The sequence below is a fragment of the Halomonas alimentaria genome (genome assembly GCF_009902005.1).
GTDB lineage: Bacteria > Pseudomonadota > Gammaproteobacteria > Pseudomonadales > Halomonadaceae > Halomonas > Halomonas alimentaria.
The window spans coordinates 2,249,253-2,273,503 of the sequence record NZ_WUTT01000001.1 but is presented as its reverse complement, the minus strand read 5'-3'; the positions used below and the strand labels follow the sequence as shown (position 1 = coordinate 2,273,503).

Annotated in this window: 22 protein-coding genes; 12 read left to right on the top strand and 10 right to left on the bottom strand. The window is 65.8% G+C overall.

Annotated features, from left to right (window positions below; genetic code table 11):
* Window positions 1-12 precede the first annotated feature (12 nt).
* The 6 genes from GRB96_RS10795 to can all read right to left on the bottom strand — a co-directional run bounded on the left by GRB96_RS10795 (window position 13) and on the right by can (window position 6,646).
* Entirely contained in the window at window positions 13-1,074 is a 1,062-nt protein-coding gene (locus tag GRB96_RS10795) for an ABC transporter ATP-binding protein (RefSeq protein WP_161432145.1), read from the bottom strand.
* Window positions 1,071-2,093 (bottom strand): ABC transporter ATP-binding protein, encoded by a 1,023-nt coding sequence (locus GRB96_RS10790; protein ID WP_161432144.1) that lies wholly within the window; start codon window positions 2,091-2,093, stop codon window positions 1,071-1,073. The genes GRB96_RS10795 and GRB96_RS10790 overlap by 4 nt, the downstream gene beginning before the upstream one ends.
* Window positions 2,094-2,097: 4 nt before the next feature.
* Window positions 2,098-3,054, bottom strand: coding sequence for an ABC transporter permease (locus GRB96_RS10785; protein WP_161432143.1), 957 nt, complete (start codon window positions 3,052-3,054; stop codon window positions 2,098-2,100).
* Entirely contained in the window at window positions 3,051-4,097 is a 1,047-nt protein-coding gene (locus tag GRB96_RS10780; RefSeq protein ID WP_161432142.1) for an ABC transporter permease, read from the bottom strand. The genes GRB96_RS10785 and GRB96_RS10780 overlap by 4 nt, the downstream gene beginning before the upstream one ends.
* Window positions 4,098-4,211: 114 nt before the next feature.
* Complete coding sequence (locus tag GRB96_RS10775) at window positions 4,212-5,792, bottom strand: ABC transporter substrate-binding protein (RefSeq protein ID WP_161432141.1); 1,581 nt, start codon at window positions 5,790-5,792, stop codon at window positions 4,212-4,214.
* A gap of 206 nt (window positions 5,793-5,998) precedes the next feature.
* Window positions 5,999-6,646 carry a carbonate dehydratase gene (gene can / locus GRB96_RS10770; protein WP_161432140.1) on the bottom strand — a complete coding sequence of 216 codons (648 nt, stop codon included), beginning with the start codon at window positions 6,644-6,646 and terminating at the stop codon, window positions 5,999-6,001.
* A gap of 180 nt (window positions 6,647-6,826) precedes the next feature.
* On the opposite strand from can, the gene gorA reads away from it, so the two are divergent.
* From gorA to GRB96_RS10750, 4 genes are all read left to right on the top strand, one after another.
* Entirely contained in the window at window positions 6,827-8,206 is a 1,380-nt protein-coding gene (gene gorA / locus GRB96_RS10765; RefSeq protein ID WP_161432139.1) for a glutathione-disulfide reductase, read from the top strand.
* A gap of 274 nt (window positions 8,207-8,480) precedes the next feature.
* A complete protein-coding gene (ectA, locus tag GRB96_RS10760; RefSeq protein WP_161432138.1) occupies window positions 8,481-9,059 on the top strand; it encodes a diaminobutyrate acetyltransferase in 579 nt (192 codons plus the stop codon).
* Between the two features lie 91 nt (window positions 9,060-9,150).
* Window positions 9,151-10,416, top strand: a complete 1,266-nt coding sequence (gene ectB, locus GRB96_RS10755) for a diaminobutyrate--2-oxoglutarate transaminase (RefSeq protein WP_161432137.1) — start codon at window positions 9,151-9,153, stop codon at window positions 10,414-10,416.
* An 89-nt stretch (window positions 10,417-10,505) separates the two neighbouring features.
* Complete coding sequence (locus GRB96_RS10750) at window positions 10,506-10,895, top strand: ectoine synthase (RefSeq protein WP_161432136.1); 390 nt, start codon at window positions 10,506-10,508, stop codon at window positions 10,893-10,895.
* 81 nt (window positions 10,896-10,976) lie between these two features.
* Here the strand turns inward: GRB96_RS10750 and GRB96_RS10745 are convergent, their stop codons facing one another.
* On the bottom strand, window positions 10,977-11,516 hold the full coding sequence (locus GRB96_RS10745; RefSeq protein WP_161432135.1) for a DUF3833 domain-containing protein: 540 nt from the start codon (window positions 11,514-11,516) through the stop codon (window positions 10,977-10,979).
* 324 nt (window positions 11,517-11,840) lie between these two features.
* Here GRB96_RS10745 and GRB96_RS10740 point away from each other — a divergent pair, with 324 nt between their 5' ends.
* The 6 genes from GRB96_RS10740 (at window position 11,841) to yidD (ending at window position 16,558) form a co-directional block, all read left to right on the top strand.
* Entirely contained in the window at window positions 11,841-12,695 is an 855-nt protein-coding gene (locus GRB96_RS10740; RefSeq protein ID WP_161432134.1) for an ATP-dependent zinc protease family protein, read from the top strand.
* Window positions 12,696-12,730: 35 nt separating this feature from the next.
* Window positions 12,731-14,236: a UUP1 family membrane protein gene (locus tag GRB96_RS10735; protein WP_161432133.1), complete on the top strand. Its 1,506-nt coding sequence runs from the start codon at window positions 12,731-12,733 to the stop codon at window positions 14,234-14,236.
* A gap of 3 nt (window positions 14,237-14,239) precedes the next feature.
* Window positions 14,240-15,214 carry an alpha-L-glutamate ligase-like protein gene (locus tag GRB96_RS10730; protein ID WP_161432132.1) on the top strand — a complete coding sequence of 325 codons (975 nt, stop codon included), beginning with the start codon at window positions 14,240-14,242 and terminating at the stop codon, window positions 15,212-15,214.
* 65 nt (window positions 15,215-15,279) lie between these two features.
* The gene (locus tag GRB96_RS10725; protein ID WP_161432131.1) at window positions 15,280-15,726 is read left to right on the top strand and encodes a Fur family transcriptional regulator; all 447 of its coding nucleotides are present in this window, start codon (window positions 15,280-15,282) and stop codon (window positions 15,724-15,726) included.
* Window positions 15,727-15,764: 38 nt separating this feature from the next.
* Complete coding sequence (gene hisI, locus GRB96_RS10720) at window positions 15,765-16,205, top strand: phosphoribosyl-AMP cyclohydrolase (RefSeq protein WP_161432130.1); 441 nt, start codon at window positions 15,765-15,767, stop codon at window positions 16,203-16,205.
* Complete coding sequence (gene yidD / locus GRB96_RS10715; RefSeq protein WP_161432129.1) at window positions 16,205-16,558, top strand: membrane protein insertion efficiency factor YidD; 354 nt, start codon at window positions 16,205-16,207, stop codon at window positions 16,556-16,558. The genes hisI and yidD overlap by 1 nt, the downstream gene beginning before the upstream one ends.
* Before the next feature lie 3 nt (window positions 16,559-16,561).
* On the opposite strand, the gene GRB96_RS10710 is transcribed toward yidD, so the two are convergent.
* Together GRB96_RS10710 and GRB96_RS10705 are read right to left on the bottom strand one after the other, a co-directional pair.
* Window positions 16,562-16,987 carry a SufE family protein gene (locus GRB96_RS10710; protein ID WP_161432128.1) on the bottom strand — a complete coding sequence of 142 codons (426 nt, stop codon included), beginning with the start codon at window positions 16,985-16,987 and terminating at the stop codon, window positions 16,562-16,564.
* Between the two features lie 28 nt (window positions 16,988-17,015).
* Window positions 17,016-18,209: a tyrosine-type recombinase/integrase gene (locus tag GRB96_RS10705; RefSeq protein ID WP_161432127.1), complete on the bottom strand. Its 1,194-nt coding sequence runs from the start codon at window positions 18,207-18,209 to the stop codon at window positions 17,016-17,018.
* Window positions 18,210-18,460: 251 nt separating this feature from the next.
* Here GRB96_RS10705 and GRB96_RS10700 point away from each other — a divergent pair, with 251 nt between their 5' ends.
* Complete coding sequence (locus GRB96_RS10700) at window positions 18,461-19,504, top strand: DNA-binding protein (RefSeq protein ID WP_161432126.1); 1,044 nt, start codon at window positions 18,461-18,463, stop codon at window positions 19,502-19,504.
* Window positions 19,505-19,615: 111 nt separating this feature from the next.
* Here the strand turns inward: GRB96_RS10700 and nfuA are convergent, their stop codons facing one another.
* Window positions 19,616-20,206 carry a Fe-S biogenesis protein NfuA gene (gene nfuA / locus GRB96_RS10695; protein WP_161432125.1) on the bottom strand — a complete coding sequence of 197 codons (591 nt, stop codon included), beginning with the start codon at window positions 20,204-20,206 and terminating at the stop codon, window positions 19,616-19,618.
* Between the two features lie 267 nt (window positions 20,207-20,473).
* On the opposite strand from nfuA, the gene metH reads away from it, so the two are divergent.
* Window positions 20,474-24,199 carry a methionine synthase gene (gene metH, locus GRB96_RS10690; RefSeq protein ID WP_161432124.1) on the top strand — a complete coding sequence of 1,242 codons (3,726 nt, stop codon included), beginning with the start codon at window positions 20,474-20,476 and terminating at the stop codon, window positions 24,197-24,199.
* Window positions 24,200-24,251 lie beyond the last annotated feature (52 nt).

Here is a 24,251-nt window from a genome sequence, read left to right as displayed (position 1 = left end):
TGCCTTGCCGGCTCACTGTATGCGGCCCTCCTCGACGCCATGGCAGGCGACCCGGCTACCATCGTCCCGCGCGATCAACTCGGGCACCTCCTGGCGACAGCGGGCGTTGGCATGCGGACAACGCGCATGGAAGACGCAGCCCGAAGGCAGGTGGACCGGCGTGGGCACCTCTCCCTCGAGACGGATATGCTGCGGCCGGTCGTCCTCGAGGCGTGGGATCGCCGACATCAGCGCCCGGGTGTAGGGGTGGCGCGGCGTGGCGAAGAGCGTCGCCGTGGGCGCCACTTCGCATACGCGTCCCAGGTACATCACCGCCACCCGGGTGCCGAAGTGCTCCACCACGGCGAGGTCGTGGGTGATGAAGAGGTAGGTGAGGTTGCGCTCCTGGCGGGCATCCATCAGCAGGTTGAGCACCTGGGCCTGGATGGAGACGTCCAGCGCCGAGATCGGCTCGTCGGCGACGATGAACTCCGGATCCACGGCCAGCGCCCGGGCAATGGCGATGCGTTGGCGCTGGCCGCCGGAGAACTCGTGGCCATAGCGCTTGCCCCAGTCGGCGGCGATGCCCACCGACGCCATCACCTCGTCGACCTGGTCGCGGACCCGCTGGCGGCTCCAGTCGGGGTGGTGCAGGCGGATGGGCTCTTCCAGGGTCTGCTGGATGGTCATGCGTGGGTTCAGCGACGCATAGGGGTTCTGGAAGATCATCTGCATGCGTCGGCGATAGGGCATCAGCGCCTGGGTCGAGAGGTTGTCGATGCGCTGGCCGTCGTAGTGGATCTCGCCTGACGTGGGATGCAGCAGGCCCATCACGGTGCGCGCCACCGTGGACTTGCCGCAGCCCGACTCGCCGACCACACAGAGGGCCTCGCCGCGCTGGATCTCCAGATCCACGCCGTTGATGGCGTGGACATACTCCTGTTCGCGTACCAGCTTGCCGCCCTTGAACTTGAGCTGTTCGAGGAAGTCGCCGGAGAGCGAGAAGCGCTTCTCCAGGCCGCGGATCTCGAGCAGCGGACGCGGGGTTTCGGCAGCGGCGGCGGCTGGACGGGTGAGGGTAGCAGTAGCAGTCATCGGGGCGTCTCCTCCGCCGGAATGCGTTCCTGATCGAGCATCTCGGCCACCATATGGCAGGCCACCCGGCAGTTGCCGGAGGCCACGAACTCGGGCACCCGGGTGCGGCAGGCGGATCGCTCGCTGCCGTCGGGGCGGGTGACGAAGCCACAGCGCGGATGGAAGGCGCAGCCGCTGGGCAGGTTGTCCAGCGACGGCATGCTGCCGGGAATCTGGTTGAGTCGGCTGCCCGGCGTGGCCATCTGCGGCAGGGCGTTCATCAATCCCTGGGTATAGGGGTGCTGGGGGTCGTTGATGATCTCGCGGGTCGGGCCCTGCTCGATCACCCGGCCGGCGTACATCACCAGCATGCGCTGGGTCACCTGGCTGACCACGCCGAGGTCGTGGGTGATCAGGATCAGGCCGACGTTGTGCTTCTCGCACAGCTCCAGCAGCAGGTCCATGATCTCGGCCTGGATGGTGACATCGAGCGCCGTGGTGGGCTCGTCGGCGATGATGATGTCCGGATCGAGGAGCAGGGCGATGGCAATGATCACCCGCTGACGCATCCCGCCGGAGAGTTCGTGGGGGTACTGGTCCAGGCGCGCCTCCGGGGAGGGGATATGCACCTGCTCGAGCTTGCGCAGGGCGATGGCGCGGGCCTCGCGGCTACCGATGCGGCGGTGCGCCTTGAGGCATTCCACCATCTGCTCGCCGATGGAGAGCACCGGATTGAGCGTCATCATCGGGTCCTGGAAGATCATCGAGATGCGGTTGCCGCGGATCCTGCGCAGGGCGCGGTCGCTCATCCCGGTCAGCTCCTGGCCATCGAAGCGGATGCTACCGCCGGCGATATAACCGGGCCTGGCGATCAGGTTGAGCAGGGTGAATGCCGCCACCGACTTGCCGGCGCCGGACTCGCCGACGATACCCAGCCGCTCGCCGCGGTCCAGGGAGAAGCTGACGTCGCGCAGCGCCTTGACGTCGCCACGGCGCAGGGCGAAGCGCACGTCGAGGTTGTTGACTTCAAGAAGAGACATGGCATCAGCCCTTGTAGAGTCGCGGGTTGAGAACATCGCGCAGCCAGTCGCCGAGCAGGTTGATCACCAGCACCAGCACCACCAGCACCGCCCCCGGGATCAGGGTGATCCACCACGAGCCCGACTGGATGTAGTCGAAGCCTGACTTGATCAGTGAGCCCAGCGACGGGTGGGTCTCCGGCATCCCCAGCCCCAGGAAGGAGAGGGCGGCCTCGGAGATGATGGCGTTGGCCACCTGCACCGTGGAGATGACGAAGATCGGCGACAGGGTATTGGGCAGGATGTGGCGGAACATGATGCGCCGGCTGGGCAGGCCCATGGTGCGTGCGGCGTCCACGTACTCCTTGCCCTTCTCGGCGAGCACCGAGGCGCGCACCGTGCGCGCATACTGGGGCCACTCGGCCAGCCCGATGATCAGCACCAGCAGCGGCACCGCATAGGCGCTGAAGGTGGCGCTGCCGAAGATCGCCTTGACCAGGGCGCCGACCACGATGGCCACCATCAGGGTGGAGAAGGAGAGCTGGATGTCGGCCAGACGCATCAGGAAGGCGTCGATGCGTCCGCCCAGGTAGCCGGCCAGCAGGCCGAACACCACGCCCAGCAGCGCCTGCAGCGCCACCGCGCCGAAGCCGATGATCAGCGACACCCGGGCGCCATACAGGATGGTGGAGAGCAGGTCACGCCCCTGGGCGTCGGTACCCATTCGGTAGGCGGGGTCGCTGCCGTCGATCCAGAAGGGCGGCAGCTCCGAGGCCATGATGTCGATCTGCGCCAGGTCATAGGGGTTCATCGGCGCCAGCCAGGGCGCCAGCACGGCGCAGGCCACGAAGACGATGAACACCAGCAGGCTCAGCTGGGCGATCGGGTCGCGCTTGAAGCTGTAGAGCAGGTAGGAGTCGCGCAGGCGCTCCCAGCGGCTCGGCAGGGGCGCACTCTGCTGGGGGGAGGTCTGGGTAGTCATGCGGGTTTGCCTGTCAGCTTGACGGTGGGGTTGACCAGGCCGTAGATCAGGTCGACCAGCGTGTTGGTGATCACGAAGATCAGGCCCACGATCATCAGGTAGGTGACGATCAGCGGGATATCCGAGCGATTGATCGCATTGAGGAACATCAGCCCCATGCCGGGCCACTGGAATACCGTCTCGGTGAGGATGGTGTAGGCCACCAGGGTGCCGATCTGCACCCCGCCCACGGTGATCACCGGCAGCATGGTGTTCTTGAGTGCGTGCAGGAAGTAGATGCGTCGCAGGCTGATGCCCTTGGCACGGGCGAACTTGACGTACTCCGACTGCAGCACCTCGAGCATCTCGGCGCGGATCAGGCGGATGAACAGCGGCAGCATGATCGAGGCCAGCGAGATGGCCGGCAGCACCAGATAGACCAGGCCATCGGTGGAGGCGAAGTTGGTATACCAGGTGCCGAAGACATGCACCGGATCACCGCGTCCGTAGGCGGGCATCCCGCCCTCGGTGGTGATCAGATCGTTGAGCCAGCTGCCCCAGCCGGTATCGGCGGGGAAGGGGGTCCAGGTCACGCCGATGGCGAACAGCTGGATCAGCACGATGGCGGTAAGGAACACCGGAATCGAGATACCGACGATGGAGACCCCCATGAAGAATCGCGACAGCAGGGCGCGCGGCTTGATGGCGCTGTAGACCCCTATGGGCACGGACAGCAGCACGATCAGCAGGGTGGTGGCGGCTACCAGCTCCAGGGTCGCCGGCAGGTGGCGCAGCACCACCTCGGTGGTCGGCTCGTTGAAGATGTAGGAGTAGCCGAAGTCGAGCTGGACGGCGTTCTTAGCGAAGCGCAGGTACTGGACCAGGAAGGGGTCGTTGAGGCCGAGCTCCTCGCGCAGGGCCTCGCGCTCGCTCTCCGGCACCGACTGGCCGACCATCTGCTGGATGGGGTCGCCGAGGTTGTCCTGTATGGAGAAGGCGATGATGCTGATGACGAACATCACCAGCAGCGCATGGAATAGGCGCTTGATCAGGAAGGCGATCATGAAGGTGTCCTGTGGGCGTACAGGCGGCGACGCACTCGCGGCCGGAGTGCGTCGCTCGTTGTCTGGGGTAGCGAATGATCGGGATGACGCCGGCCCGGCGGGCCGGCGTCGGGATCACTCCTGCTCGTCGATGACCAGGTCCCCGAGGTAGGGGAAGTTCATCACGTTGAGTACCGGCTCGATATTGACGTTGGGTGCCGCGGCCCAGGCCAGATCCTGCCAGTGCAGGGGCACGAAGGCGGCCTCGTCATGGAGGGTCTGTTCGACCTGCTGGAGCATTTCGGCGCGCTTCTCGAGGTCGACCTCGAGGTTGGCCTCGGCGACCAGCTTGTCGAGCTCCGGGTTGCAGTAGTTGCCAGCGTTGTACTGGCCGGCGCCACTGTCGGCATCCGGACAGGCGGTGAGGTACTCGTGGAAGTTGGCGCTGTCCTCGGTGTCGGCGTGCCAGCCGATCATCATCATGTCGGCGGCGCGATCGTCATACTCGCCCCAGTACTGCGCCTTGGGCAGGGTCTTGAGATCCACGTCGACGTTGATGCGCGCCAGCATGGTGGCCACCGCCTGGGCGATCTTGGCGTCGTTCACGTAGCGGTTGTTGGGCGCCATCATGGTGATCTCGAAGCCGTCGGCGTAGCCCGCTTCCTCCATCAGTGCCTGGGCCTTTTCCAGGTCGTAACGACGCTCCAGCGACTCGATATGGCCCGCATAGCCCTCGGGGGAGAACTGCGCCGCCGGGGTGGCGAAGCCCTTCATCAGACGGTCGGCGATGGCATCCTGGTTCACCGCGTAGTCGAAGGCCTGGCGCACGCGCGGATCCTGGAAGGCCTCGACGCGATTCTGGTCCATATGGAAGAAGATGATGCGGGTGCCCGACATGGTGACCAGCTTGGCATCCTCGCTCTCGCGCACGCGCTCCAGGTCGTTGGGCGGTACCGGGGCGATGAAGTCGACGTCACCGGAGAGCAGGGCGGCCACACGGGTGGCGTTCTCGCTGATCGGGGTCAGCACGATGGTGTCGACGTTGCCCGGCGACTCGCTGTCCCAGTAGTTCGGGTTGCGTTCGAACTCCATGCGGGTGCCCTTGCGGTGCTCGACCACTGTGTAGGGGCCGGTACCCGAGAGGTTCGCGGAGGCGAAGGAGTTGCCGTTCTTGACGATCTCGTCCTTGGGGTCGCCATCCTCGTCGGTGCCGCTGTAGAACTCGCTGTCCATCGGGAAGATGTAGGTGGCCAGGTTAAGCAGCAGCGGGTAGGGCTCGGCGGTCTTGAACTCCACGGTGGCCGCGTCCACGGCGGTCACGCTCTCGATGGGCGCGAAGATCGCCTTGAAGTCGGGGCTGCGCTTGAGGCGCTCGACGGTCCACACCACATCCTCGGCGGTGAAGGCGTTGCCGGTGTGGAATTCGACGCCCTCGCGCAGGGTCATGCGCATGGTGGTGTCGTCGACCTGCTCCCAGGCGGTGGCCAGGCGCGGCTCGAACTCCAGGTCCTGGGTCCAGCGGACCAGCGGGTCGTGGGTCATGTGCGACAACTGCAGGATGCCGCCGGAGAGCTGCTCATGGATATCCAGCGAGACCGGGTCGGCATCGTAGGCCATGCGCAGCGTGGTCTCCGCACTGGCGGTGGCCGGCAGCAGGGCCGCGCCGGTCATGGTGGCGCCGACGACGGCGGCCAGGAGGGTACGCTTGAACTTCATGTCGGGTTCCCTTTCGAGGTTGTTGTTGGTGCGCGATCACCGCGCACGGGCGTTGCAACCTTCAACATAGAGACACGACAGGGCACGGCACAATCGAAATTCCGACTGGCGTCATGCGCATGATGAATCGAGCAGCATGAGCTAATACGAAAGTTGAATATCAGCAGGCCATCCACCCGCCCCGGGTGAATGGCCCGCCGCGGTGCTCAGCCAGCGAGGGTGGCACGCCTGATGCGATAGAGGTCCGCCGCCTCGTCGAGGCCGGCGATGGTACAGTCGAGATCCTTGACGCGGCCGTCGGCCAGCCCGTAGACCCAGCCGTGAAGCCAGATCTGCTGGCCGCGCTGCCAGGCGTGCTGGATGATCTTGGTGCGGCTCAGGCGGGTCACCTGGGCGCGCGCATTGAGCTCGCACATGCGGTCGACACGCTCATCGAGCGGTAGCGGTGCCAGCTCGTCGCGATGCTGGTAGTAGAGCTCGCGAACCGAATGCAGCCAGTTGTCGACCAGGCCGTTGTCGCCACCTTCGATGGCGGCACGCACCCCCCCGCAGCCGTAGTGGCCCACCACCATGATATGGCGCACCTTGAGGACGTCCACGGCATACTGCAGGACGGAGAGGGCATTGAGGTCATTGTGGTGCACCAGGTTGGCGACATTGCGGTGCACGAAGACCTCGCCGGGGGGCAGGGCGATGATCTGGTTGGCGGGCACCCGGCTGTCCGAGCAGCCGATCCACAGATAGTCGGGATTCTGCTGGTTCGACAGGCGATTGAAGAAATCAGGATCGTCGCGACTGACGTCCTCGGCCCAGGCGCGGTTGTTCTCCAGAAGGGTCTCGATTTCCTTTCTCATGATTGGCCTCGATTCAAGTGAAGAGGTAGTGAGAGTTGGCGCCTCTTTTACCGTCCCCCCGGGGAGCGGTCAACAAGCCGCCCTGATGCGACGCGTTGCCGCCATGCCGTTGCCACGCCATCGCTGCTATCATCGCCGCATCGAATCCAGGGCCCAGCGCCCACGACAAGGAGCGACACCGTGTCCGACCTCGAATCATCCACCTACGACTGGGACCTCTTCGTGATCGGCGCCGGCTCCGGCGGCGTGAGGGCGGCGCGCACCGCCGCGGCTGCCGGTGCCCGGGTGGCCGTGGCGGAGGACCGCTACCTGGGCGGCACCTGCGTCAACGTGGGTTGCGTGCCCAAGAAACTCTACTCCTACGCCGCCCACTTCCACGACGCCTTCGAGGATGCCGAGGGCTTCGGCTGGCGACTGGCCGAGGCGCCGAGCTTCGACTGGCCGACCCTGCGTGACAACAAGGTGGGCGAGATCAAGCGGCTCAACGGCATCTATGCCCGGCTGCTCGACGGTGCCGGCGTGCGCCTGATCAATGGCCGTGCCCGACTGCTCGACGCCCATCGTCTCGCGGTAGGCGACGAGGTGCACAGCGCCGAGAAGATCCTGATCGCCGTGGGGGGCTGGCCCTGGGTGCCGGAATTTCCCGGCAGCGAGCTGGCCGTGAGTTCCAACGAGGTGTTCGACCTGGAGAGCTTCCCCGAGCGCTTCCTGGTGCTGGGCGGCGGCTATATCGCCGTGGAGTTCGCCAGCATCTTCAATGGCCTGGGCAGCGACACCCACCTGATCTACCGCGGTGAGCTGTTCCTGCGCGGCTTCGACCACGAGGTGCGCGAATTCACCCGCGACCAGATGCGCCAGAAGGGGGTCCAGCTGCATTTCGAGACCAACATCGAACGCATCGACAAGGTCGAAGGGGGGCTGGCGGTGACCCTGACCGACGGCGAGGTCCTGGAGGTGGATGCGGTACTGGCCGCCACCGGGCGCCGCCCGCACCTGGAGGGGCTGGGACTGGACACCCTGGGCGTGGCGCTGGACGACGGCGGCTATATCAAGGTCAACGAGCGCTTCGAGAGTTCGCTGCCCTCGGTGCTGGCCCTGGGCGATGTCACCGGCGGGCCGGAACTTACCCCGGTGGCGCTGGCCGAGGCCATGCACCTGGTGCGCTGCCACTTCGAGGACACGCCGCCGCCTGCCGCGCTGGACTACCGCAATATCCCCACCGCGGTATTCTGCCACCCCAATATCGGTACCGTGGGGCTCTCCGAGGAGGAGGCACGGGAGCAGTTCGGCGAGATCCGCGTTTACAGCGCCGACTTCCGCCCCATGAAGCACACCCTGTCGGGGAGTGCCGAGCGCTGCCTGATGAAGCTGATCGTCGCTGACGAGAGCGACGTGGTGGTAGGCGCCCACATGGTGGGTGAGGAGGCCGGCGAGGTGATCCAGGGGATCGGCATCGCCGTGAAGGCCGGGCTCACCAAGGCTGACTTCGATGCCACCGTGGGTATCCACCCGACCGGCGCCGAGGAGTTCGTCACCATGCGCACGCCGACCCGGCGCTGAGCGCTACCCTGGGGCCGCCTTCGGGCGGCTCCTTGCGTTGGCGCTGCCATCGGCCGGTTGGACTAGACTGAAGAGGCAGGGCAGGTCATCCGAGCGCTGCCCGATGGCAGTCACAACAGCCGTGTGGGTCGAGTCGCCGAGCGGAATCGACTGCCCGCCGAGACGCTCGCATAATTTTTTATTATGGATCATGCCCTGCAAAATAATCCCAGATTTGAGATTTGCCGGGCGCTTGGTATAATCCCTCCCGACATCGCCGAAGCGAACACCGCCCATGATGACAACAACCGAGCCCTTCACGCCTTCCGCCGACCTCGCGCGGCCCACCGTGGCCGACGAAGTGGTCGACGCCGAAGCCAGCGACCTGTTCATCCGCAAGCCCAACCCCGATGACGGCTGGGGCATCTATGAACTGGTCAAGTCCTGCCCCCCGCTCGACGTCAACTCCGCCTATGCCTACCTGCTGCTGGCCACCCAGTTTCGTGATTCCTGCGCGGTCGCCACGGACGAGGAGGGCGAGATCGTCGGCTTCGTCTCGGGCTATGTGAAGAGCAACGCCCCGGATACCTACTTCCTGTGGCAGGTTGCCGTGGGCGAGAAGGCACGCGGGACCGGCCTGGCCCGGCGCCTGGTCGAGGCCATCATGACGCGCCCCGAGCTCGCCGAGGTGCACCACCTCGAGACCACCATCACCCCCGACAACCAGGCCTCCTGGGGCCTGTTCCGCCGTCTCGCCGACCGCTGGCAGGCGCCGCTGAACAGCCGTGAATACTTCTCCACCGACCAGCTCGGCGGCGAACACGACCCCGAGAACCTGGTCAGGATCGGCCCCTTCCAGACCGATCGTCTCTGACACTCGTCACTTCTCGTTTGCGCTCGAGGTTGTCCATACGCCTCGCGCTGCCTTAACGCACATCCATTCCTCATCAACAGGAGGTCTCTCGATGCAGACCCAGATCCTCGAACGCATGGAATCCGAAGTCCGTACCTATTCACGCTCCTTCCCGGTGGTCTTCACCAAGGCGCAGAATGCTCGCCTGACCGACGAGGATGGCCGCGAATATATCGACTTCCTGGCCGGTGCCGGCACCCTGAACTACGGGCACAACAACCCGAAGATCAAGCAGGCCCTGCTTGACTACCTGGCCGAGGACAACATCATCCACGGCCTGGATTTCTGGACCGCCGCCAAGCGTCGCTACCTCCAGGCCCTCGAGGAGATCATCCTCAAGCCGCGTGGCCTGGACTACAAGGTGCAGTTCCCCGGACCGACCGGCACCAACGCCGTCGAAGCGGCCATCCGCCTGGCCCGCAATGCCAAGAAGCGTCACAACATCGTGACCTTCACCAACGGCTTCCATGGCGTGACCATGGGTGCGCTCGCCACCACCGGTAACCGCAAGTTCCGCGAGGCGACCGGCGGCGTGCCCACCGTGGGCGGCAGCTTCCTGCCCTACGATGGCTACCTGGGCGACGGCACCGACACCCTCGACTACTTCGAGAAGCTGCTCAGTGACAAGTCCGGCGGCCTCGACGTGCCGGCCGGCGTGATCGTCGAGACCGTGCAGGGCGAGGGCGGCATCAACGCCTGCGGCCTCGACTGGCTCAAGCGCCTCGAGCAGATCTGCCGTGCCCACGACATCCTGCTGATCGTCGATGACATCCAGGCAGGCTGCGGGCGCACCGGCAAGTTCTTCAGCTTCGAGCATGCCGGAGTGGTGCCGGACATCGTCACCAACTCCAAGTCGCTCTCCGGCCTCGGCCTGCCGTTCTCCCAGGTACTGATGCGTCCCGAACTCGATATCTGGAAGCCGGGCCAGTACAACGGCACCTTCCGCGGCTTCGCGCTGGCCTTCACCACCGCCGCCGCCGCCATCGAGAACTACTGGACCGACGACAGCTTCGCCAAGGAAGTGCAGCGCAAGGGCGACATCGTCTCCGAGCGCTTCGCCAGGATCGCTGCCTGGATCAGCGAGCAGGGCATCGAGGCCTCCGAGCGCGGCCGCGGCCTGATGCGTGGCATCGACGTGGGCAGCGGCGAGATCGCCGACAAGATCACCCACAAGGCGTTCGAGAATGGCCTGGTCATCGAGACCAGCGGCCAGGACGGTGAAGTGGTCAAGTGCCTCTGCCCGCTGACCATTCCCGAGGAGGACCTGCAGAAGGGGCTGGATATCCTCGAGCAGAGCGCCAAGCAGGCACTGAGCTGATATCCTGAGCGGGCCGCCCCGGCGGTCCGCCAGCACTCGGCCGATCCTGATCACCGATCGCGCCGCCACCGAATTTCAAGGAGATAGATATGATCGTTCGCAATCTCGAGGAGTGCCGCAAGACAGACCGCCTGGTCACCGCCGAGAACGGCAACTGGGACAGCACCCGCCTGTCGCTGGCCGATGATGGCGGCAACTGCTCCTTCCATATCACTCGGATCTTCGAGGGTACCGAGACCCATATCCACTACAAGCATCACTTCGAGGCGGTCTACTGCATCGAGGGCGAGGGCGAGGTGGAGACCCTGGCCGACGGCAAGATCTGGCCGATCAAGCCGGGCGATATCTATATCCTCGACCAGCACGACGAGCACCTGCTGCGGGCCACCAAGACCATGCACCTGGCCTGTGTCTTCACCCCGGGCCTGACTGGCAAGGAAGTGCACCGCGAGGATGGCTCCTACGCGCCTGCCGAGTAAGCCGGCAGCGTCTCGGCATCGCCGAGACAAACCTACAGCGGGCCCCGGCAGCGATGCCGGGGCCCGCTGCGTATCGGGAATTCACTCGCCTCGCGTGAAGACGATGGTGATCTCGGCCAGGGTCACGCCGAACTTCTTCATCGCCGTGCGGTTGATCAGCCGCCCGTCGGGCTGCAGGTACATCCAGTCATCCAGGGTAAAGGTGATCTCGCGGCCGGAGACCTCCACCGGCAGCCGGTAGGTCATGTTGAAGACATGCCCCGCCTGGCGAGCCGTCACGGGCCCCTCGACATCGTTGGCGGTGCCCAGCCAGCGATCCTCGCCGTCGCGCTCGAAGGTCCACACCCGGCGATCGGTCTCGCCGTCGTCATAGACGAAGTGCTCGTCCAGGGTCAGGGTGTCGCCCTCGACACGCCCCTCGATCTCCACCGTGAAACGGCGCTGCACCTCGCCGCTGTAGTCCTGCACCATGCCCCAGGCGCGGGTCTGGCCTTCGAAGTAGTCGGCGATATCCAGGCGCGGTTGCGTCCCGGCGTAGCGCTCGATATCGACGCTGGTACAACCGGCCAGCAGCAGGGCGGCACCCAGCAGTGCCAGGCGTGACAGCCATTTCCTATACATTGATAAAGCCTCTGTATGATATGCGTACAGCAACAGGCTAGCCGACCCGTGCCGGCGTGACCAGTACTGATGACAGGGCGCCATCCATGCATGACACTGATTACCAGAGGCAAAATGGTGCGCCTGCGCTAGCGTCGTTTCCGGTCCAAAGCGATGAGGCCAACAAGTTCGTATAATGTATATTATGTTAAATAGTGCATATCGGAACGGATCGAGGACGGTCCGCTGCCACTATCCCCATCCGAGCCTGAAGCCCGCATGTTGGACAAGCTGCTTGGCGACTCATTATTATCCCCGCACTGTTCAAAGGAATTGTCCTGCCCCATGCCCCATCCCCTGTTGAGCGCCGCTCTTGCGACATCCGCCCTGCTGCTCACCGGCTGTGTTGCCCTGACCGACAAGCCCGAACCGCCGGCGCCGCTGACACCGGCCGACTTTCATGTGCGAATGGACGCGCTGGAGGATGCCCTGAGTGCCCGCTGCGACGACCAGTCGCGGCTGGGCAACGAGATATCTTCGGTCACCAGCCGCCAGGATGCCCTGATCGGTGATGTTCGCGAAGTAGGTTCACTGCTGCGCGGGATGAATTCCCGGCTGGACAACATCGCGGTCGATAAACCCGAGCCGGTGGTAGTCAGGCGCGAGTGTGCCGCCGACGAGCTGGGGCTGGCCAACAAGACGGTGCTCGGCAGCAGCGAATGGATCGGCCTGCCCGACGTGGGCACCTACCTCAAGGCACGGATCGACTCCGGCGCCAACACTTCATCGCTCTCGGCCCGCGAGATCACCCGCTTCGAGCGCGACGGCGAGAACTGGGTTCGTTTCAAGCTGGGTCTGACCGACGATGACGTGGTCGTTGATGCGGTGCGTGACGAATGGATCGAGGCCCCCATCGAGCGACGGGTGCGCATCATCCAGGCCACCGGCGAGGAATCACGCCCGGTGGTAACGCTGATGATGACCCTGGGCACAATACGCGAACCGGTGGAGTTCACCCTGAGCGACCGCACCCATCTCGACTACCCGGCCCTGCTGGGCAGGCGCTTCCTGCTGGATATCGCCGTGGTCGACGTGGCCGAGCGCTATCTCCACGAGCGTCCCGAGTATCCTGGTGGGCAGCCGGCATCGGAAGCTGGACGCGATCAGGATGACGCCGATCTCGACAACGAAGAGCGCTGATCCGCGCATCAACCGCCCTCTGCCAAGGAAGACCCATGTCACGACTGCCCTTCTATCTGCTGGTCGGCGTCCTGTTCCTGGCTGGCGTGGCCATGAGCCTGCACCGTCACTACCAGCTCGAGGTGCCCTGGACTCCAGGCGAACAGCGCCAGGTGTGGGAAGTGGAAGCGCAGGTCAACTTCACGGCGCTGGGCGACCCGGTGCTGGTGGACATGGCACTGCCATCGACCCAGGAAGGCTTCCGACTGCTCACCGAACATACCGCCTCACCGGGCTTCGGGCTGTCGTTCGTGGAGGAGGATGGTGCCCGGCGCGCCCAGTGGTCGATTCGCGAGGCCAGCGGCTCCCAGCAGCTCTACTACACCGCCCAGGTCCTGGTGGCACCGGACAGCCGTCCACCGCGCCTGGAGACCCCACCGTTGCGCCGCGACATCGTCTGGGAGCGTCCCTATGACACGGCGGCCGCGCAACTGATCGAGCGCGCCTGGAGTCGCAGCGCCGACTCCTTCACCTTCGCACGCGAGCTGTTCCATGAGTTCGACGCGGAGCGCCAGGGCGAGAATGCCCGCCTGCTGATGACCCAGTTCGACCGCACTCCCCTGCTGGTTCGCCTGCTCAACCAGGCAGGGGTTCCCGCCCGGGAAGTGAACGGGCTGCTGCTCGAGGATGGAAGGCGCCGTCAGTCGCTGACCAGCTGGATTCAGGTATTCGACGACCAGAGCTGGAAGCTGTTCGACCCGGCGAACGGAGAGCAGGGTCGCCCGGATAACCTGCTGATCTGGGAGGGAAGTGGCCAGGCGGTGCTCGAGGTGCAGGGGGGCACCAACTCGCGGGTCACCTTCTCGATGCTCTCCCGCAACCAGCCTGCGGCCGCCGCGGTGCGCAACCAGCTGGCCGAGGACACCCTGCTCAACTTCTCCATCCACAGCCTGCCACTGGAGGAACAGGCACTCTTCCAGACCATCCTGCTGATCCCCATCGGCGCGCTGGTGGTGGTACTGCTGCGCATCCTGGTGGGGATCAAGACGTCGGGCACCTTCATGCCGGTGCTGATCGCCCTGGCCTTCATCCAGACCAGCCTGGCCACGGGGCTGATCGGCTTCCTGCTGGTGGTGGCCGTGGGTCTGGTGATCCGCAGCTACCTTTCCTACCTCAACCTGTTGCTGGTGGCGAGGGTCACGGCGGTGATCATCACGGTGATCGGCATCATCTCGGTGTTCTCGGTGCTCGCCTATCGGTTCGGGCTCAATGCCGGCCTGACCATCACCTTCTTCCCGATGATCATCCTCTCCTGGACCATCGAGCGCATGTCGATCCTGTGGGAAGAGGAAGGCCCCAAGCAGGTGCTGATCCAGGGCGGCGGCAGCCTGATTACCGCGGTGCTGGCCTTTCTGGCCATGAACAACCCCTGGGTGCGGCATATCACCTTCAACTTCCTGGGGGTGCAGCTGATCCTGATGGCACTGATCCTACTGATCGGCAACTACACCGGCTATCGCCTGCTGGAGCTGCGTCGCTTCAAGCCGGTCACCGAGGATTGAGCCATGCGTGAATGGACGACCCCCGGCAAGCTGCGCGCCAAGGGCATCATCGGCATGAACCGGCGCAATATCCGCTACATCGGGCGATACAACAATCGTCGCCTCTATCCGCTGGTGGATGACAAGCTGCAGACCAAGCTGCTCGCCGAGCGCTTCGGCATCACCACCCCCGCGCTGATCGGCACCGTCACCACCCAGTTCGGCGTCAAGCATATCGGCGAGCTGCTCGCCGGCCACAACGGCTTCGTGATCAAGCCGGCCAAGGGCAGTGGCGGCAAGGGCATCCTGGTGATCGAGCGCGTGGAGGGCGACGAGTTCATCAAGCCTAGCGGGGCCCGGATGCGGCTGGCAGACATCGAGCGTCACGTCTCCAATATCCTCTCCGGCCTCTACTCGCTGGGCGGTGCTCCCGACGTGGCGCTGGCCGAGGCGCTGATCAACTTCGACGAGAGCCTCTCCGAATACACCTACGAGGGGGTCCCGGATATCCGCGTCATCGTCTTCCGCGGCTATCCGGTGATGGCAATGATGAGGCTCTCCACCGCCGCCTCGGACGGCAAGGCCAACCTTCACCAGGGGGCGGTCGGGGTGGGCCTGGATATCGCCACCGGTACCGCCATTCGCGGCGTGCAGTTCGACCGTACCCGCCACGACCATCCCGATACCGGCCATGAGCTGGCCAGTCTGGCCATCCCCGACTGGCCTACCCTGCTGCTGCTCGCCGCCGGCTGCTACGAGATGACCGGCCTCGGCTACCTGGGCACCGACATGGTGCTCGACCGCGACCAGGGACCCATGCTGCTCGAGCTCAATGCGCGCCCGGGGCTGGCGATCCAGATGGCCAATGGCGAGGGGCTCAGGCGTCGTCTCGACCTGGTCGAGAAGCAGCCCGAGGGCCTGTCGCCCGAAGCACGGGTGGCCTTCGCTCGCGAGCATTTCGCACGGCGCAGCGAGCTCGAGGCCGTCGCCGAGGCCTGAACCTCGGTGGCCCGCCCTCACCCAGCCGCGTAGAATGGCGATAGAATCCACAGCCGACGGGTCCCATGACCGAATCCCGTAACCTGCTGCTCCAGGCGGAGCGGCAGTGCCAGCAGAGCGGCGCACGCTTCACGCCCATTCGCCGCCGGGTGCTCGAGATGATTGCCGACGCCCCCGGGGGTCTCAAGGCCTATGACCTGCTCGACCGCCTGGCGACCGAGCACGCCTCGGCCAGGCCGCCGACGGTGTATCGTGCCCTGGAGTTCCTGATCGACCAGGGTCTGGTGCATCGCATCGAGTCGCTCAATGCCTATGTCGCCTGCCCCTGCCCCGAGCACTCCCACGGCTTCCAGTTGTTGATCTGTCGCGTCTGCGGGCGTGTCGAGGAGCTGCACCTGGATGAGGTCAATGCCCAGCTCTCCGGCTGTGCCCGCCAGTTGGGCTTCCGGGTGGAGCGTCAGACCATCGAGCTGCTGGGACGCTGCGATGCCTGCTGCGCCACCGACGACTGAGCCCAACCAGCGAGAACCTCGATCCTGCGGAGAATCCCATGCCCGACACCTTCAAGGCCCTGGAACGGGCCCCCGCCGACAGCCGCCATGCGCTGGCCGACGTGCTTGCGGCCATCCGCTTCAATGCCGACGGCCTGATCCCGGCCATCGCCCAGCAGCATGACAGCGGCGAGGTCCTGATGATGGCCTGGATGAATCGTGAGGCGCTGGAAGAGACCCTGAACACGGGGCGGGTCTGCTACTGGTCGCGCTCACGCGGCAAGCTGTGGCGCAAGGGCGAGAGTTCCGGCCAGCAGCAGCACCTTGTCAGCGCCGCCCTGGACTGCGATGGCGACACCCTGCTGCTGCAGGTGGACCAGACCGGACCGGCCTGCCATAGCGGACGCCGCAGCTGTTTCTATGTGGCCCTCGAGAAGGACGCGGCACGCATCACCAGCGCCCCGCTGATCGACCCCGATTCCCTCTACGGCAAGGCCTGATGCCCTGCCTGGCGGCCTGGCTGGCCAAGCTGGTGCGGCTGTTGCGCCAGGCCACGGCCTGGCTGATGATCGCCCTCGTGAAGCTCTACCAGGTTACCCTGAGCCCCCTGCTCGGGCCCCGCTGTCGCTACTGGCCGAGCTGCTCCAGCTATGCCGTGGAGGCGATCCGGGTGCACGGGTCGCTCAAGGGAGGGCTGATGGCCGCACGCCGCATCGCGCGCTGCCACCCCGGCTGCGAGGGCGGCATCGACCCGGTACCCGGCGGCCCCAGCGAGGCGCTGTGCCGCGAGGATCCCGAGCTCGACGAGAACTTTCGCCCCCGGCCGCCGGCAGACGACGAGCGGGAGCGCTGAGCCTCAGGCGGCTTCCTGCTCGGCCACCTCGTAGATGCGCTTGAGCATGGCGTTGAGGCCATTGCTGCGCGTCGGCGAGAGGTGCTTGTCGAGCCCCAGGTCGGCGAGGAAGTGCGGCGATGTATCGCGGATCTCGGCGGCCGGCCGGTCGTTGTAGATCCGCATCAGCACGGCGATCAGCCCCGAGACGATGGCGGCATCGGAGATGGCGTCGAAGTGCACCACCTCGCCGCGGCGCTCGTGGTGCATCCAGACATTGGACTGACAGCCCTGGATCTTGAGCTCGTCGCGCATCCACTCCGCGGGGAAGTCGGGCAGCGCCTTGCCCATGTCGATGATGTACTGGTAGCGATCCATCCAGTTGTCGAACATCTCGAACTCGTCGATCAGTTCCTGCTGCGCCTGTTCGGCGGTTGCCTCGATCGTCATGAAAGCTCCTTCGTGGTCTTTGCCACGATTATACCGGCTCGTCCCGGGTGGCGTCCGCCCCCTGTCGTCCCTCTCTTCGCTCGGCAAGGCCATGCAACGATTGCTGGCGGTGCCACGCCTCGTCTTCGGCGTGCAGGTAGCGGGCCGTGGTATCCAGCCTCGAATGGCGCGCCGTGGCTGCGAGGTAGCGCAGCTCGACACCGGCCTGGGCCTGATGGGTCAGCGCCGTATGGCGCAGCCAGTGCGGGGTCGCCTGGCGCAGCCGCAGCGCCCAGCCATGGGCGCCCTCCCCGTGCGTTTCCTCGACGGCATCGGCGGCCTCGCGAAATGTCTCGCGGATCAGCCGGTAGAGGCGGTTGTCGCCGATGCCCCGCCTGCCATCCAGGGCGCGCAGCAACGGTGTGGCATCGTCCGGCTGGGGTTCCGGGCTCAGGCCCAGGGCAAGACGCCACTCGGTCAGCAGGGTCAGCATGTCGGGCGGTACCGGAATGCTGGCGGTCTTGCTCCCCTTGCCGACGACGTTCCACCACCAGCGCCCCTCCCGCCGCTGGAAGTCGCCCATGCGCGCCGCGCTCATCTCGCTGATGCGCGGGGCCAGCAGGTAGGCGAAGCCGAACACGAAGCGGCGCCGGTGGCGCTGGTAACGCTCTCGCGGTGAGCCGCCCTCCTCCATGGCTGGACTGCCTGCGCCGGTCAACCAGCCCCAGAACCACTCCCATAGCGGCGCCTCCAGATAGCGTTCTATGCTGCCCTGACGATTGTCCAGGCGTCGTCGCTTGTCGCGCATCAACCGGAAGGGATTGTGGGCTACCCACCCCGCCTCGGTTAACCAGGCATACATGCCCTGCAGGATCACCAGGCTCTGGCGACGGCTCGCCGGCGACAGCGGGCCACGAAACGGGCGCCAGTCTTCGGCCTGGCGAGGCCGCGGCGGCCCGACCCAGCGCGAGCGAGGTTGGGGGTCGGCGAGGAATGCCTCGAAACCCTCCAGATGGTCGCGTCTCACCTGGTTCAGCGTCATGTCCCGCTCGGCGAGCCACAGCAGCAGGCGCTCGGCCTCGCGACGATAGGCGCGCCGTGTCCTCGGGCTGGCCCGATACTCCGCCAGCCATTCGGCCACCGCCTCGGCATCGCTGCGCGCCGCGATATAACCGCCCTGCCCGGTTACGGGTAGCTCTGCCAGGTCAGGCAAGGCGCTTGCCGACACCAGCTCACGGCTCATTCTGTCCACTCCTCACTCCTCACTCCTCACTCCTCACTCCTCACTCGCAGTATCCCTGCCCAGCGAACAATAAATCAAGATAAGCCGCGTAATCTTGATTTTACTCTCTATTTCATATCGTATTTTACGTATTACGTATAATGTAATAATCTTCCATTTATCGACAATCCCCGCTATGCTGCGCCGGAAAACACCCCAGAGGGGCATTGCGATCCACCGGCTCGCGCCCCCTTCCTGCCGAGGAGAGACCCATGGCGCGCAGTGGCGTGACCTACAAAGACGTGCAGCGAGCCATCGATGAACTGCTGACCCGCGGTGACGCCCCCAGCGTGCAGAAGATTCGCGAGATTCTTGGCACCGGCAGCTTCACCACCATCAGCGAGCACCTGCGCGAGTGGCGGCAACAGCGCGAGGAGAACCGCGACGTGCCCCCGCCCCGCGGCATGCCGGCCGCCCTGCAGGAGCTCGCCGAGGGGCTGTGGCGCCAGGCCCAGGAAAGCGCCAATCAGGCGCTGGCGCACTATCGGGAAGAGGCGGACCGCAAGATCGAGGAGGCCCGTGAGGCTGCCGCCGACGCCCACCGCCAGGCCGAGGATGCCAGGCAGCGCGAAACGGCATTGGCCAGCCACCTGGCCGGCACCGAACAGCGACTCGAGACACTCAGCGCTGAGCTGGCCACCCGTCAGGCGGATAACGAGACCCTCCGCAAGGCCGAGCAACGCCTCGCCACGCGACTGGCCGAGGCGGAGTCCCTGCTGCAGCGTCATCGGGACGAGGCGGCCCGGGTGGCGGACGAGCATCAGCAGGCCATGCAGGCCCGGGAAGCCGAGCATCGCGAGAAGCTGACGCGAGAAGAGCAGCGCCACGAAAGTGCCGAGACGCGCCTGATGGCGCTGCTCGACCAGGCGCGCCAGGAGCGACAGGCCCAGGAGAAGGCCGCGGCCGGCCGTGAGGAGCAGCAGGAGAAGCGCCTCGCCCGCCAGGAGTCACATCTGCAGGAGGCGCGTGCCCGGCTGGCCGAGGAGGAGAAGCGCCATCGCGAGACCGACTGGGCGCGGCGCCAGGCCGAGTCGCTGGCGGACACTCGCCACCACGAGCAGGCGCTGCTTCAGGCGCGCATCGACGAACAGAAGCGTCATCTGGAGGACCAGGCCCAGCGCGTCAGGAGCCTGGAGGAACAGCTCCATCGCTGCCTGTGGCAGACGCCGACGACCAAGGGTAACGAGGCGGAGGGTGATACCGATGATGAAGAGAAGAGCAGCGAGAAGCGCGAGCCCACCGACGACGCCCAGTGATCTCACCGGACGCAAGCACAAGGGCCCCACCGATCGGTGGGGCCCTTGTGTTGGCACAGGGCCTGCCTCACGGCTGGCCCTATCTTCCTGTCGACTAGGGGTCGGTCCCGCCTAGCGGTAGTAGGCGTTGGTGGTGTCGGTATGGTCGGTGACATCACGGATGCCACCCAGCTCCGGAATGCGCTCCATCAGGGTGCGCTCGACGCCCTCCTTGAGGGTCAGGTCCACCGCCGCACAACCCTGGCAACCACCACCGAAGGCCAGCACGGCCACGTTCTCGCCGGTCAGCTCGACCAGCTTGATCTCGCCGCCATGAGCCGCGAGGCCGGGGTTGATCTCGCTGTAGAGGATGTAGTTGACGCGATCCTCCAGCGGGCTGTCGGCGTTGACCTTGGGCATCTTGGCGTTGGGCGCCTTGATGGTCAGCTGACCGCCCATGCGGTCGGCGTTGAAGTCGACCACCGCCTCCTCGAGGAACGGCAGGCTGTTCTTGTCCAGGAAGACGCCGAGCTTGGCCAGCTCCAGCTTCTCGTCGGTCGGCTCCTCCTCGCCGGGCCGGCAGTAGGCCAGGCAGGTCTCGGCATAGGGGGTACCCGGCTGGGTGATGAAGATGCGTACTGCGATACCCTCGACGTTCTGCTTCTCGAGCAGCTCGGCGAGGTAGTCCTGGGCACTGTCGGTAATCTGGATCGGTTCGCTCATGACACTCTCTTGTGAAGCTGTCGCTATCGGTCCGCGGCAGCGGCGTGGTTGCTGCGTACCGGATAAAGTGATGCTGCCAATGGTAAGACACGGGACGCGACGAAACAATCCCGACTGATTTGCTGGGTTTTTGTGCACCCACCTGCCCCCGCCACGGCCAGTTTGGTACCATGTCGGGCTTGACAGTGGCCGCTGCACAGAAGATGCCCCGAGGCACCCAGCGGCCGCGACCCCCGGACACTACCCCGCTGGAGACCGATTCACACCATGGCCGCCGTTCCCACTGCCCAGACCGCTACCCTGATCGAACGTCTTGCCGAGCGCATCCTGATGCTCGATGGGGGCATGGGCACCATGCTCCAGAACGCCGGCCTCTCCGAGGAGGAGTTCCGGGGGGAGCGCTTCGCCGACTGGCCTTCGGACCTCAAGGGAAACAACGACCTGCTGGTGCTCACCTGCCCCGACCTGGTCACGCGCATCCATCGCGAGTATCTCGAGGCCGGCGCCGACATCGTCGAGACCAACACCTTCAACAGCACGCGTCTCTCCCAGGCCGACTACGGTATGGAGGCGCAGGTACCCGAGCTCAACCGTGAGGCGGCGCGCCTGGCGCGTGAGGTGTGCGATGCGGTGGGCGCAGAGACCGGCATTCCCCGCTATGTGGCCGGGGTCCTCGGGCCCACCTCGCGCACCGCCTCGCTCTCCCCGGACGTCAACGATCCGGCCAAGCGCAACGTCACCTTCGATGCGCTGCGCGAGAACTACTTTGAAGCGGCCGAGGCGCTGATCGAGGGTGGCGCCGACCTGATCATGATCGAGACCATCTTCGATACCCTCAACGCCAAGGCGGCGATCTACGCCCTGGAGGAGCTGTTCGAGGCACGCGGCGAGCGCCTGCCGGTGATGATCTCCGGCACCATCACCGATGCCTCGGGTCGCACCCTGTCCGGCCAGACCACTGAGGCATTCTGGAACTCGGTGCGCCACGCCAAGCCGCTCTCGGTGGGCCTGAACTGTGCGCTGGGGGCCGCGGAACTGCGCCCCTATATCGAGGAGCTCTCCACCAAGGCGGAGACCTTCGTCTCGGCCCACCCCAACGCCGGCCTGCCCAACGAGTTCGGCGAATATGACCAGACCCCGGAGGAGATGGCGGCCATCGTTGCCGAGTTCGCCTCAAGCGGCCTGGTCAATATCATCGGCGGCTGCTGCGGCTCGACCCCCGACCATATCGCCGCCATCCATCGCGCCATCCAGGGCATGGCACCGCGCCGGGTACCCGAGATTCCCCAGGCCTGCCGCCTGTCGGGTCTGGAGCCCTTCAACATCGGCCCCGACTCGCTGTTCGTCAACGTCGGCGAGCGCACCAACGTCACCGGCTCGGCGCGCTTCAAGCGACTGATCGTCGAAGAGGACTACACCACCGCCCTGGAGGTGGCCCTCGAGCAGGTGGAGAGCGGCGCCCAGATCATCGACATCAACATGGACGAGGGGATGCTCGAGTCCCAGGAGGCGATGGTGCGCTTCCTCAACCTGATCGCCGGCGAGCCCGACATCGCCCGGGTGCCGATCATGGTCGACTCCTCCAAGTGGGAGATCATCGAGGCGGGCCTCAAGTGCATCCAGGGCAAGGCGGTGGTCAACTCCATCTCCATGAAGGAGGGCGAGGACGCCTTCCGCGAGCAGGCCACCATCTGTCGTCGCCATGGCGCCGCCGTGGTGGTGATGGCCTTCGACGAGACGGGCCAGGCGGATACCTTCGCGCGCAAGACCGAGATCTGTCAGCGCGCCTACCGGATCCTGGTCGACGAGCTCGACTTCCCGCCGGAAGACATCATCTTCGACCCCAATATCTTCGCCATCGCCACCGGCATCGAGGAGCACGACAACTACGCCGTGGACTTCATCGAGGCCACCCGCTGGATCCGTGACCATCTGCCCCACGCCATGGTCTCGGGTGGCGTCTCCAACGTATCGTTCTCCTTCCGCGGCAACAATCCGGTACGCGAGGCGATCCACTCGGTATTCCTCTATCACGCCATCCGCGCCGGGCTGACCATGGGCATCGTCAACGCCGGTCAGCTGGCGGTCTACGATGACCTTCCCGAGGAGCTGCGCGAGGCGGTGGAAGACGTGGTCCAGAATCGTCGCGCCGACAGCACCGAACGCCTGGTGGACCTCGCCGAGAAGTACAAGGGTGACGGCGGCGGCGCAGCCAGGAAGGAGGACCTCGAGTGGCGCTCCTGGGAGGTGGAAAAGCGCATCGAGCACGCCCTGGTCAAGGGCATCACCGCCTACATCGAAGAGGACACCGAGCTGGCCCGTCAGCGCGCCACCCGCCCCATCGAGGTGATCGAGGGGCCGCTGATGGACGGCATGAACGTGGTCGGCGACCTGTTCGGCGCCGGCAAGATGTTCCTGCCCCAGGTGGTCAAGTCGGCGCGAGTCATGAAGCAGGCGGTGGCCTACCTGATCCCCTATATCGAGGCGGAGAAGGCCCTCAACGAGGACACCCAGGCCAAGGGCAAGATCGTCATGGCCACGGTCAAGGGCGATGTCCACGACATCGGCAAGAATATCGTCGGCGTGGTCTTGCAGTGCAACAACTACGAGGTGGTCGACCTCGGCGTGATGGTGCCGGCGGAGAAGATCCTGCAGACGGCCCGGGAGGAGAATGCCGATATCATCGGCCTTTCCGGGCTGATCACGCCGTCGCTGGACGAGATGGTCCACGTGGCCAAGGAGATGCAGCGCCAGGGGTTCGAGCTTCCGCTGCTGATCGGCGGCGCCACCACCTCCAAGGCCCACACCGCCGTCAAGGTGGAGCCCCAGTATCAACAGCCGGTGATCTACGTCTCCGATGCCTCCCGCGCCGTGGGGGTCGCCGGCAAGCTGCTCTCGCCGACGCTCAAGCCGGACTATGTCGCGGAGATCAGCGCCGAGTACGAGAAGGTTCGCGAACGCAACGCCAAGCGTCGCCCCAAGGCCGCCGACCTGACCTACGCCCAGGCCCGGGAGCGCAAGTGTCGCCTCGACTGGAACGCCTACACCCCGCCGCGGCCGGCCATGACGGGTACGCTCTCCTTCGATGACTACGACCTCGAGGAGATGGTCGAGCGTATCGACTGGACGCCCTTCTTCATGAGCTGGCAGCTGGCCGGCAAGTACCCGAAGATCCTCAATGATGCCAAGGTCGGCGAGGCGGCGCGCAGCCTGTTCCACGACGCCCAGGCGATGCTGCGCAAGCTGATCGACGAGAAGCTGGTGGAGGCGCGCGGTGTGATCGGCATCTGGCCCGCCAACAGCGTCGATGACGACGTCATCGAGGTGTATGCCGACGAATCCCGCGAGACGGTGATCGAGCGCCTGCACCATATTCGCCAGCAGACCACCAAGAACCGCGACGGGGTCTGCTACAGCCTGGCCGACTTCGTGGCGCCCCGTTACGACGACCAGGGAGAGCCGAGCGGCAAGCCCGACTGGATCGGCGGCTTCGCGGTGACCACCGGCCATGGGGTGGAAGCGCTGGCCGAGCAGTACAAGGCCGCCGGCGACGACTACAACGCCATCCTGGTGCAGTCGCTCACCGACCGCCTGGCCGAGGCCTTCGCCGAGCGCCTCCATGAACGGGTGCGCAAGGAGTTCTGGGGCTATGTGCCCGAGGAGACGCTGGACAACGATGCGCTGATCGCCGAGAAGTACCAGGGCATCCGCCCGGCACCGGGTTACCCGGCCTGCCCCGACCACACCGAGAAGCCCACCCTGTTCAGGCTGCTCGACGCCACCCAGGCGGCCGGTATCACCCTGACCGAGAACTTCGCCATGTGGCCGGCGGCCGCCGTGGCCGGCTGGTACTTCTCGCATCCGCAGTCGAAGTACTTCTCCACCGGCAAGATCACCCGCGACCAGGTGGAGGCCCTGGCCGAGCGCAAGGGGATGAGTCTCGAGGAGATGGAGCGCTGGCTGGCGCCGGTGCTCTCCTACGACCCCGCCTGACTCGCTGCGGGCCGCCCAGGCGGCCCGCACCCAGCCCCTGCCGCGGAACGCC

What these genes read in the sequence shown, in the direction of transcription:
- GRB96_RS10780 (WP_161432142.1), bottom strand. Translation starts at nt 4,097, where the DNA reads ATGATCGCCTTCCTGATCAAGCGCCTATTCCATGCGCTGCTGGTGATG.
- GRB96_RS10745 (WP_161432135.1), bottom strand. Translation starts at nt 11,516, where the DNA reads ATGTATAGGAAATGGCTGTCACGCCTGGCACTGCTGGGTGCCGCCCTG.
- ectB (WP_161432137.1), top strand. Translation starts at nt 9,151, where the DNA reads ATGCAGACCCAGATCCTCGAACGCATGGAATCCGAAGTCCGTACCTAT.
- GRB96_RS10730 (WP_161432132.1), top strand. Translation starts at nt 14,240, where the DNA reads ATGCGTGAATGGACGACCCCCGGCAAGCTGCGCGCCAAGGGCATCATC.
- GRB96_RS10700 (WP_161432126.1), top strand. Translation starts at nt 18,461, where the DNA reads ATGGCGCGCAGTGGCGTGACCTACAAAGACGTGCAGCGAGCCATCGAT.
- GRB96_RS10735 (WP_161432133.1), top strand. Translation starts at nt 12,731, where the DNA reads ATGTCACGACTGCCCTTCTATCTGCTGGTCGGCGTCCTGTTCCTGGCT.
- yidD (WP_161432129.1), top strand. Translation starts at nt 16,205, where the DNA reads ATGCCCTGCCTGGCGGCCTGGCTGGCCAAGCTGGTGCGGCTGTTGCGC.
- ectA (WP_161432138.1), top strand. Translation starts at nt 8,481, where the DNA reads ATGATGACAACAACCGAGCCCTTCACGCCTTCCGCCGACCTCGCGCGG.
- GRB96_RS10710 (WP_161432128.1), bottom strand. Translation starts at nt 16,987, where the DNA reads ATGACGATCGAGGCAACCGCCGAACAGGCGCAGCAGGAACTGATCGAC.
- hisI (WP_161432130.1), top strand. Translation starts at nt 15,765, where the DNA reads ATGCCCGACACCTTCAAGGCCCTGGAACGGGCCCCCGCCGACAGCCGC.
- GRB96_RS10750 (WP_161432136.1), top strand. Translation starts at nt 10,506, where the DNA reads ATGATCGTTCGCAATCTCGAGGAGTGCCGCAAGACAGACCGCCTGGTC.
- GRB96_RS10785 (WP_161432143.1), bottom strand. Translation starts at nt 3,054, where the DNA reads ATGACTACCCAGACCTCCCCCCAGCAGAGTGCGCCCCTGCCGAGCCGC.
- can (WP_161432140.1), bottom strand. Translation starts at nt 6,646, where the DNA reads ATGAGAAAGGAAATCGAGACCCTTCTGGAGAACAACCGCGCCTGGGCC.
- metH (WP_161432124.1), top strand. Translation starts at nt 20,474, where the DNA reads ATGGCCGCCGTTCCCACTGCCCAGACCGCTACCCTGATCGAACGTCTT.
- GRB96_RS10795 (WP_161432145.1), bottom strand. Translation starts at nt 1,074, where the DNA reads ATGACTGCTACTGCTACCCTCACCCGTCCAGCCGCCGCCGCTGCCGAA.
- nfuA (WP_161432125.1), bottom strand. Translation starts at nt 20,206, where the DNA reads ATGAGCGAACCGATCCAGATTACCGACAGTGCCCAGGACTACCTCGCC.
- GRB96_RS10705 (WP_161432127.1), bottom strand. Translation starts at nt 18,209, where the DNA reads ATGAGCCGTGAGCTGGTGTCGGCAAGCGCCTTGCCTGACCTGGCAGAG.
- GRB96_RS10790 (WP_161432144.1), bottom strand. Translation starts at nt 2,093, where the DNA reads ATGTCTCTTCTTGAAGTCAACAACCTCGACGTGCGCTTCGCCCTGCGC.
- GRB96_RS10740 (WP_161432134.1), top strand. Translation starts at nt 11,841, where the DNA reads ATGCCCCATCCCCTGTTGAGCGCCGCTCTTGCGACATCCGCCCTGCTG.
- GRB96_RS10775 (WP_161432141.1), bottom strand. Translation starts at nt 5,792, where the DNA reads ATGAAGTTCAAGCGTACCCTCCTGGCCGCCGTCGTCGGCGCCACCATG.
- GRB96_RS10725 (WP_161432131.1), top strand. Translation starts at nt 15,280, where the DNA reads ATGACCGAATCCCGTAACCTGCTGCTCCAGGCGGAGCGGCAGTGCCAG.